This window comes from Reyranella sp., assembly GCF_050185545.1.
Lineage (GTDB): Bacteria > Pseudomonadota > Alphaproteobacteria > Reyranellales > Reyranellaceae > Reyranella.
In genome coordinates, this window is sequence record NZ_JBFWZI010000035.1 from 43177 (window position 1) to 52948 (window position 9772).

At 68.1% G+C, this 9772-nt stretch carries 7 protein-coding genes; 5 read left to right on the forward strand and 2 right to left on the reverse strand.

Features of this window, described 5'->3' with window-relative positions; all coding sequences use genetic code 11:
• The first annotated feature begins 322 nt into the window (after positions 1-322).
• Positions 323-718, forward strand: a complete 396-nt coding sequence (locus tag AB7O82_RS12650) for a hypothetical protein (RefSeq protein WP_428536756.1) — start codon at positions 323-325, stop codon at positions 716-718.
• 6 nt (positions 719-724) lie between these two features.
• On the opposite strand, the gene AB7O82_RS12655 is transcribed toward AB7O82_RS12650, so the two are convergent.
• A complete protein-coding gene (locus AB7O82_RS12655) occupies positions 725-1912 on the reverse strand; it encodes an acyl-CoA dehydrogenase family protein (RefSeq protein WP_428619496.1) in 1188 nt (395 codons plus the stop codon).
• 252 nt (positions 1913-2164) lie between these two features.
• Complete coding sequence (locus tag AB7O82_RS12660) at positions 2165-5734, reverse strand: indolepyruvate ferredoxin oxidoreductase family protein (protein ID WP_428536750.1); 3570 nt, start codon at positions 5732-5734, stop codon at positions 2165-2167.
• A gap of 309 nt (positions 5735-6043) precedes the next feature.
• Between AB7O82_RS12660 and AB7O82_RS12665 the strand changes: the two genes are divergently transcribed.
• The 4 genes from AB7O82_RS12665 to AB7O82_RS12680 are packed head-to-tail and all read left to right on the forward strand — an operon-like array spanning position 6044 to position 9711.
• Complete coding sequence (locus AB7O82_RS12665) at positions 6044-6808, forward strand: ABC transporter ATP-binding protein (protein WP_428536747.1); 765 nt, start codon at positions 6044-6046, stop codon at positions 6806-6808.
• A complete protein-coding gene (locus AB7O82_RS12670; protein ID WP_428536744.1) occupies positions 6805-7650 on the forward strand; it encodes an ABC transporter ATP-binding protein in 846 nt (281 codons plus the stop codon). Before AB7O82_RS12665 ends, AB7O82_RS12670 begins: the two co-directional genes overlap by 4 nt.
• The gene (locus tag AB7O82_RS12675; protein WP_428536741.1) at positions 7647-8846 is read left to right on the forward strand and encodes an ABC transporter substrate-binding protein; all 1200 of its coding nucleotides are present in this window, start codon (positions 7647-7649) and stop codon (positions 8844-8846) included. The genes AB7O82_RS12670 and AB7O82_RS12675 overlap by 4 nt, the downstream gene beginning before the upstream one ends.
• Before the next feature lies 1 nt (position 8847).
• Positions 8848-9711 (forward strand): branched-chain amino acid ABC transporter permease, encoded by an 864-nt coding sequence (locus tag AB7O82_RS12680; protein ID WP_428536738.1) that lies wholly within the window; start codon positions 8848-8850, stop codon positions 9709-9711.
• The last annotated feature ends 61 nt before the right edge of the window (positions 9712-9772 follow it).

The following is a 9772-nucleotide window of genomic DNA, read 5'->3' on the forward strand; positions in this document are numbered from 1 at the left end:
TCATCCTGAGCGCAGCGAAGGATCTCATGGCCGGAAGTGGCAAGGCACACTTGCGGGAGACGGCGATGAGGTCCTTTCCTTCGGCATCGCTCAGGACAGGCGCTGCGCTCAGGACGACAGGTAAGTCCATGCTCTTCGGTTGGCCAACGGCTGGAAGCGTCGCCGTCGAGCAGCGAGCGAAGAAGCGCGTTCGGAGTGGTGCGCTCCCGGCGAAGCCGCGCTTTCGCTTTGACTCGATCGACATTTGGCGCGGGACCATATCGGGCCTTGACCGGGACATGCAACGCGGCGCAGCCTCGGGCCATTGCCGGGTCGGTGTCGCATGCGTCGTCCGTCCGCCAGTCTCTTGCTGATGTCCGTGATGGCCGCCTGTGCCGGGCCGACTGCCGAGGATTTCGATCTTCGCCTGCGCGAGATGGCGGGCTCGAGCGAGCGCGATCTGGTGGGCAGCATGGGGCGCATCCCCGACAATTCCTACCAGCTCGATGCCGAGACGCGCATCCTGCAATGGCGCTGGGACACGTCCTACATCAGCCCGGGCATGGCGCCGATGTACCGGCGTTTCGGCGGCATGCTGATGCCGATCGGCGGTTTCCCGCCGACGCTGGTGCGCCAAGGCTGCATCGTGGAATGGACCGTCGCCAACGGCGCCACCAAGGCCTATCGCTGGCAGGGCGACGGCTGCCGCTCGGTCAATCTCACGGCGGCGCAGCCCTGACGGTTCTCATCCCAGGAAGGTGCCGTCCGGGTCGCCGTTCATGAGAACGCGGCCGACGGTCTCGAAGTGGGCCTCGCGCGCCTGGATCTGCTGCGACAGCGTGTGCAGGTCGCGGTAGCGGCGTTCGAACGGCGTGCCGATGAAGATCGCCGACGTGCCGGCCGCCTTGTAGACCCAGTCGGTGGTCCTCTCCGCCATGTGGATGGCCTGGGTGCAGCCGAGCCGCAGCCGCGCGCGGTCGCTGCTGCCGATCGGCTCGACATCGTCGGCGCGCTCCCAGATGTCCTGCAGGATCTCGACCATGTAGGCGCGCGCCGAGCCGATGTCGGCCTCGCGGCGGGCCACGTCGGACTGGATCACCGGACTGTCGGCCAGCCGGCCCATGTTGCGCGGCGCCTTCTCGAGCGCGAGCTCGATAAAAGCGTCGAGCATGGCGCGGGCCAGGCCGAGAGCCACCGCAGCGACGCCCACGGCGTAGAGGCCCTGCGTGGTGAAGGCATAGAGCGGACCGCGATCGCGCCGCAGCGTCGGATCCTCGCGGGTGCCGCTGAACGGCTCGGGCACGAACACGTCCTTGACGGCATAGCCCTCCGAGGCGGTGCCGCGCATGCCGAGCGTGTTCCAGTCGTGGATCGGTACGGTGCGGCTCTTGGGCATGAGCAGAGTGCGCACGGTCGGCCGGCCGAACCGGTTGAGGCGCAGCGAGCCGTCGGGCTCGACCACCATGGCATGGGCCCCGATCCAGTTGGCCTGACGGTAGCCCGACGAGAAATGCCATTCGCCGGTGATCCGGTAGCCGCCTGGTGCTGCGACGGCGCGGTGATGGTTGGGCGGTCCCCAGGAAATCAGCCCGCGCGGGTCGCCATAGATCTCGCGTGCCGCCTCGAGCGAGATGAAGGGCGCGATCAGGGCCGAGCTGTTGGCGACGAACATGTTCCAGCCGACCGAGCCATCGTAGCGCGCAATCTCGGAGATCGCGCGAAAGTAGACCCACGGCTCGACCTGGTCGCCGCCGACCGAGCGAGGCAGTAGCATGCGGAATAGCCGCGACTCGTGCAGCCGGCTGATCAGCGGCTCGGGGATGTCCTGCAGGCGTTCGATCTCGTCGCCTGCCGCGGCGATCGCCGGCCCGACCTCGCGGGCGCGGGCGATGGGGTCGGGTTTATGGAGGGACGAGACACCAATGTCGTTCATGCAACGCACTCCACTTCCGGCGCGGATTGGGCACGCGGGGAGGGGACGTTGTCAACGAATCCATTTTCCTCCCCCGTCTTACCGGGGGAGGCGCCCCCGAAGGAGGCGGAGGGGAAGGCTTCAGACGAGATTGATGAGATTCCGACGTCGGAACTTCACAAGCCTTGGCTGAGGCTTTCCCCCTCCGGCAAGGTCGCTCTGAACAGTGCCTATCGGGCCAGCTCCCCCGACTACGGGGGAGGCACTCGAGGGTCACTCCGCCGCGATCTTCAACGTCTCCGGGTTCCGCCATTGATGCAGCAGCTCGGCCTGCTTGCGGCGGGCCTTCTCGATGCTGGCGTCCTTCACGTGGCCGTAGCCGCGAATCTCGTCGGGAAGTGACGCGAGCTTGACGGCACGCGGGTGGTTGGCTGGCGACAGGCCTTTCAGCAGCTCGCCGACCAGGGCCTCGTATTCGCCGATGAGGGCACGCTCGGTTCGACGCTCGGCCGTGTAGCCGAACAGGTCGAATGCCGTGCCGCGCAGGCCCTTGAGCTTCGCCAGGATCCTGAACGCCGGCATCATCCACGGACCGAAGGCCCGCTTCACGAGATGGCCCGTCCTGGGATTGCGCCGGGCGAGCAGCGGCGGGGCGAGGTGGAACCTGATCGTGTAGTCACCCTCGAATTGCCGCTCGATCGCCGCCTGGAATGCCGGATCGGCATAGAGCCGCGCCACCTCGTACTCGTCCTTGTAGGCGAGCAGCTTGGCGTAGTTGCGCGCGACGGCAAGGGCGAGGCCGGTCTCGCCGGTCTTCTGCTCGGCGGTGCGCACCTTGTCGACCAGGACACGATAGCGCCCGGCCAGCACGGCATTCTGGTACTTCGTCAGATGCTCGATGCGCGCGGCGATGAGCTCGTCGAGCGTCCTCGACGGTCGGGCGAACGGCACGATCTTGTCATCGGCGGGCGCGATCAGCGCCTCGACCGCAGCGCGATCATGCGCGGCACGGCGGCCCCACCGGAAGGCGTTGCGGTTCATCGCGACGGCCGCCCCGTTGAGCTCGATTGCCTGCTCGATCGCGTCGTGGCCGAGTGGCACCAGGCCCTTCTGGTAGGCATAGCCCAGCATGAACATGTTGGTGGCGATCGAATCGCCCATCAGCGCCGTAGCTGTATCAGTCGCTTCGAGAAAATCGCAGGCCTCCGCGCCCGCCGCCGCCTCGATCGACAGCCGGAGCGTGTTGGCCGGGAAGGCGAGGTCGGGATGGCGCGTGAACTCGCCGGTGATGGTCTGGTGGGTGTTGACGATGGCGCGCGAGCGGCCGGCTTCGAGGCGCGCAAGCGCATCGGCGCTGGCGCTCACCACCAGGTCGCAGCCCAGCAGCAGCGCGGCGCCGCCAGCGCCCAGGCGCACGGCATGCAGCGCTTCCGGATCGGCGCCGATCCGCACATGGCTTATGACGGCGCCACCCTTCTGCGCCATGCCGAGCTGGTCGAGTACGGTGGCGCCTTTGCCCTCGATGTGGGCGGCCATGCCGAGGATCGCGCCGATCGTTACCACGCCGGTGCCGCCGATGCCGGTGATCAGCATGCCGTAAGGCTTGTCGGCGACCGTCGGCAGGACGGGCGCCGGCGGCAGCTCGGTTTCGTCTTCCGGACCGCGGGCGTCGCGCCCGCTCATGAGTCCGAGCGGGCGGGACGCCCGCGGTGCGGCCTGCTCGCCGGGCCGCGCCGCGTGCACTGAGGGCGCCACTCCGTTGTCGGCCTTGCCCTTGCGCACCCCGCCGCCTTCGATGGTGACGAAGCTCGGGCAGAAGCCGTCCAGGCAGGAGAAGTCCTTGTTGCAGGACGATTGGTCTATGGCGCGCTTGGTGCCGAACTCGGTCTCGACCGGCACGACAGAGAGACAATTCGACTGCACCGAGCAATCACCACAGCCCTCGCAGACCGTCTGGTTGATGAAGGCGCGCCTGGCCGGATCGGGAAACGTCCCGCGCTTGCGACGGCGTCGCTTCTCGGCGGCACAGGTCTGGTCGTAGATCAGAACCGAGACTCCCTTCCATTCACGCAAGGACCGCTGCACCTCGTCGAGCGCGCTGCGGTGATGGAAGGTGACGCCCGGCGCCCACTCCGTGCCCGCCGGGTACTTGTCCGGCTCGTCGCTCACCAGCGCGATGCGACGCACGCCCTCGGCATGGACCTGCTGGCTGATCGTCCACGGCCGGACATTGCCATCGTGCGGCTGGCCGCCGGTCATGGCGACTGCGTCGTTGTAGAGGATCTTGTAGGTAATGCAGGCGTTGGCGGCGACCGCCTGTCGGACCGCAAGGTAGCCGGAATGGAAATAGGTGCCGTCGCCCATGTTCTGGAAGACGTGCGGCATGTCGCTGAAGTGCCTGGCGCCGACCCACGGCGCGCCCTCGGCGCCCATGTGGGTGAAGGTCTTGGTGTTGCGGTCCATGCCAATGGCGAGCGTGTGGCAGCCGATGCCGGCCATCGCCATCGAGCCTTCCGGCACCTTGGTCGAGCTGTTGTGCGGGCAGCCGGAGCAGAAGTAGGGCACGCGGGCGAGCCCAGCCTCGTTGCGGATCTGCCGGCCGGTGCGGCGCTGCAAGGTTTCGAAGCGCTGCCTCGTGTGCACGCTTAAGGAGTCGAGGCCGAAGCGGGCGACCAGCGCGGTCGCGATCTCGTACGGCGTCAGCTCGCCGTCCGACTTCAGGAGCTTCTGGCCGCGCTCGTCGGTCTTGCCGACGACGACCGGGCGGCGGTCGGCCGGTGCGTTGAACAGGGCGTCCTTGAGCTGTGGCTCGATGATCGCGCGCTTCTCCTCGACCACCAGCACCTCGCGCTTGCCGAGGGCGAAGGCGGTCGCGCCGTCGGTCTCGAGCGGCCACACCAGCGCCACCTTGTAGACGGCGATGCCGAGTCGCTTTGCCTCGGCGTCGTCGATGCCGAGATCCTCCAACGCCTGGCGGACGTCGAGATAGCTCTTGCCGACGGTGACGACGCCGAAGCGGGCATCGGCCTCGCCCATCATCAGCCGGTCGAGCCGGTTGGCGCGCCAGTAGGCCAGCGCCGCCGGCTGCTTCACGACGAAGGTGCGCCGCTCCTGGCCGAGCCAGTCGTCGGGCCAGCGGATGTGCACGCCGTCGGGCGGCAGGGCGAAGTCGGTCGGGGTGCGGATCTCGATGCGGTGCGGATCGACATGCACCGAGGCCGACGAGTCGGCGGTCTCGCTGATGATCTTGAAGCCGACCCACAGGCCCGAGTAGCGCGACATCGCGAAGGTGTGCAGGCCGAGATCGAGATACTCCTGAACGCCGGCCGGATGGATCACCGGGATGCCGGCGGCCATGAAGGCGGGCTCGCTCTGGTGCGCCGTGGTCGACGACTTGGCCATGTGGTCGTCGCCGGCCAGCGCCATCACGCCGCCGTTGGGCGCCGTGCCGGCATAGTTGGCGTGCTTCAGGGCATCGCCGCTGCGATCGACGCCCGGACCCTTTCCGTACCACATGCCGAACACGCCGTCGTAGCGCGCGCCGGGATAGAGGTGGATCTGCTGTGTGCCCCAGATGGCCGTGGCTGCCAGGTCCTCGTTGACGCCGGGCTGGAACTCGATGTGGTTGTTCTTGATGAAGCGCTTGGCCTGCCACAGCGCCTGGTCGAAGCCGCCGAGCGGCGATCCGCGATAGCCCGAGATGTAGCCCGCGGTGTTGAGCCCGGCCGCCTGGTCGCGCTGGCGCTGCATCATCGGCAGGCGCACCAGAGCCTGCGTGCCGGTGAGATATACCCGCCCGCTCTCCAGCAGGTATTTGTCGTCAAGGGTTACCGCGTGGGCCATGACACTCTCTCCCTGGCCTTCATATACTCGGGCTCGCGCGAGAAATCTCGCCGCCAGGAGAAAGAGCAGCTTTCAAACCGACCGGCGGCAGTCCACGGCGCGCCGTTTCAGGAACCTGCCGGAACGCGAAATCTTATGAGCCGCGACGCCCACATGCGCTGGGGGCGCGCCACACCGATGGCGCTTCTCTTGGTGAATACACATCCCCTGAGCGCCATCGGAGTGGCGCGCTCCCAGCGCATGAACCTTGGAGGTGGCGCGATTTGTGCCAGTCGTAGATAAGGTCACCCGACACCCGAGGAACCCGCTTTGCCATTGCTCGAGATCAAGAACCTGCGCCGGGCCTTTTACGGGCTCGACGTGCTGCGTGGCGTCGACCTCGCCGTGGCGCCAGGCGGCATCACCGGGCTGATCGGGCCGAACGGGGCGGGCAAGACGACGCTGTTCAACGTCGTTTCCGGGCTGGTGCCGCCGGATGGCGGGTCGATCCGTTTCGACGGCCAGGAGATCGCCGGCTGGGCGCCCGACGCGGTCAGCCGGCGCGGGCTGGTGCGCACCTTCCAGGTGGCGCGCGGCTTTCCCAAGCTCTCGGTGTTTCAGCATCTCATGCTGTACGGCCGTGACCAGCCGGGCGAACGCCTGTGGCAGGCGATCGTCGGCACCCGTGCCGCGCGCGACCGCGAGGCCGCGCTGGCCGAGCGGGCCTGGGCGACGGCGCGCTTCCTGCGGCTCGACCGTCTGATCGACAATCCGGCCACGGCGCTGTCGGGCGGGCAGAAGAAGCTCCTGGAGATCGGCCGGGCGCTGATGGCGGAGCCGCGCCTGGTGCTGCTCGACGAGCCGACCGCCGGCGTCAACCCGACCCTGCAGAACGAGATCGGCGAGCGGCTGCTGGAATTGCCCAGGCGCGGCATCACCGTGCTCCTGATCGAGCACGACATGGGCTTCATCGCCCGCCTGTGCGATCCGGTGATCGTCATGGCCGAGGGCCAGGTGCTCACCGAGGGCACGTTCGACGCGGTACGCGCCGATCACCGGGTGCGCGAGGCCTATCTCGGGCGGCGGGCCGCATGAGTCAGGCGGGTAACGCTGCGAGGGGAAACATCCCGAGAGGCAGCGGTCCGGAGGGCGACGCTTCGCCGGACGACCTTCTGAATATCGTCGGGTTGCGCGGCGGCTATGCCGCAGCCGACGAGATCGTCAAGGGCGCCGACCTGCGGGTGGCGCCGGGCGAGATTGTCGCCCTGATCGGACCCAATGGCGCCGGCAAGTCGACCCTGCTGAAGCTCGTCGCCGGTCTGCTGCGCCCGAGCGGCGGCAGCGTGCGCTTCAAGGAGCGCGAGATCGCCGGCCTCGGCGCGCCGGCGATCAGCCGGGCGGGCCTTTCGTTCGTGCCGCAGGAGCGCAACGTGTTCGGCACCATGAGCGTCGCCGAGAATCTCGAGATGGGGGGCTATCTCGACGGCGCGCATGCGAAGAAGCGCATGGCCGAGCTCTACGAGCGCTTCCCCATGCTGGCCGACAAGCGCCGCGCCGCGGCACGTACCCTGAGCGGCGGCCAGCGCCAGATCCTCGCCATGGCAATCGCGCTGATGAACGCGCCCGACCTGTTGCTGCTCGACGAGCCGACCGCCGGCCTGAGTCCGCGCGCGGCCGAAGAGCTGTTCGGCACGATTCTGGCTCTCAACGAGATCGGGGTGGCGATCCTGATGGTCGAGCAGAATGCGCTCGAGGCGCTGACCGTGGCCGGGCGGGCCTATGTGCTGGCCCAGGGCCGACCGGAGCACGAGGGGCGGGCCGCCGATCTCGCCGACGATCCCACCGTGCGCGATCTCTTTCTCGGCGGCAAGGCAGCGCCTATGCTCGCCCGATCGGACGGGGAGTCTTCGAACAGGGAAATGGGGAACAACACATGACGACGAAATTTCGCATCGGCCGTCGCGCCGCGCTGGCGGGCAGCGTCGCCGCCTTGGCCAGCCCGGCCGTGGTGCGCGCCCAGGCGGACCCGATCAAGCTCGCGACCCTGACGCCGCTCACCGGCGCCGGCGGTCCTTATGGCCCGGTAATGGCCAAGGCTGCCGCCTCCGTCGTCGAGGCGGTCAACAAGGCGGGCGGCGTGAACGGCCGCCGCATCGTGCTGGTCAGCGAGGACGATCAGACCAGCCCGGAAGCCGGCGTGCGCGCCGCGCGCAAGTTGATCGACGTCGACAAGGTCTCGGCCATCATGGGCACCTGGGCGTCGTCGGTGACCACGGCGGTGGCGCCGCTGTGTTGGGAGAGCAAGACCTTCCTCTGCACCGTGTCGGGCGCCGACTCGATCACCTTGCTGCCGCACCAGGGCTTCCTGGTGCGCACCCAGCCCAATTCCAAGCTGCAGGTCACGCGGGTCGGCGAGTTCATTCTCTCGTTGGGGGCCAAGAAGGTCTTCACCATGATCCCGCAGACGCCGTTCACCCAGTCGACCTTCGACATCCTGAATGCTGTGCTGCCGAAGGGCGGGGCAACGCACCAGAGCCTGATCTACGACGACAAGAAGACGACCTACCGCACCGAGGTCGACCAGGCGCTGCGCACCTCGCCCGACGTGATCCTGGCCAACGGCTACACGCCCGACTCGGTGGTGCTGCTGAAGGACCTCTATCGCGCCGGCTTCAAGGGTAAGATCCTGGGCTTCGCCTACTCGATCAACCAGAAGCTGGTCGACCAGGTCGGCCAGAGCGAGGTCGTCGAAGGCGTCTACACCTTCGCGCCGGCGTCGGCCGAAGGCAGCACGGCCTATGAGAAGGTCAAGGCCGCCGTCGGCATGGCCAATCCCGATCCGTACACCTGCCAAGTCTACGATCACGCCAACATGGTGCTGATGGCCATGGCAATCGCCAAGGATTCGAGCGGCACGGCGATCAAGGACAACATCCGCAAGGTGACGCAGGGCGGCGGCAAGACGGTCGACAACGCCGTCGACGGCATCAAGGCGATCGCGGCCGGCGAGAAGATCGACTACACCGGAGCGTCTGGTCCTTGCGACTTCGACGAGCGGGGCGACATCCTCGACTGCAAGTTCCGCTACGAGCAGATCAAGGCCGGCAAGTTCACCGTGGTGAAGATCGCCTGACTTGATCGACATCGTCGTCCAGGCGCTGGTCAACGGGCTGGTATCGGGCACGCTGCTTGCGGTGCCCGCCATCGGCTTCACGGCGATGTTCGCCGTGCTGCGCTTTCCCAACTTCGCGGTGTCGGGCATTGCCACGCTCGGCGCCTTCGCCGGGTACTTGGCCTACGGCGCGGGCCTGCAGATGGCGGGCTCGCTGGCCGTTGCCTTCGTCATTGCCGGCGCCGCCGGGCTGCTGTTCGACGAGGTGGCGCACCTGCCGATGGTCAAGCAGGGCGCGCTGCCCGCCGCCATCGCCTCGATCGCGAGCGGCCTGGTGCTCGAGAACCTCGTGCGCCTGGGCTTCGGCAACGACCCGCGCGGCTACGATCGGCCGATCGCGCGCGACATCCGCCTGGGCGACATCAGGGTGAGCCCGCAGCAGCTCGAGACCATGGGGCTGGCGCTGGCGCTCATGCTCGGCGTGTTCGCGATCCTGGCCTTCACGCGCATCGGCAAGGCGATGCGTGCCTCGGCCGACAATCCCGACCTCGCCTCGCTGAAGGGCATCCGGCCCGAGCGCATCGCGATGATGGCCAGTTTCGCCGGCATGGGCCTGGTCGGCGTCGGCGGCATGCTGCTGGGTCTCGACAGCTCGATCGATCCGCTGACCGGCACCCGCATCCTGCTATCGCTGTTCGCCGCCGCCGTGCTGGGCGGGCTGGGCAGCGTGCCCGGCGCCGTGCTGGGCGCCTTCCTGATCGGCATCGCCGAGGAGCTGTCGGTGCTCGCCATCGGCTCGCAGTATCGCGCCGCCGTCGGCTTCGTCGCCATCCTGCTTATGCTCACCTTGCGCCCGCGCGGGCTCCTGGGGGAGAGGGCGTACTGATGACCAGAATCATGGATCATGCGGACCGCGGGCGTCCCGCCCGCTCTTCTTATGAGCGGGC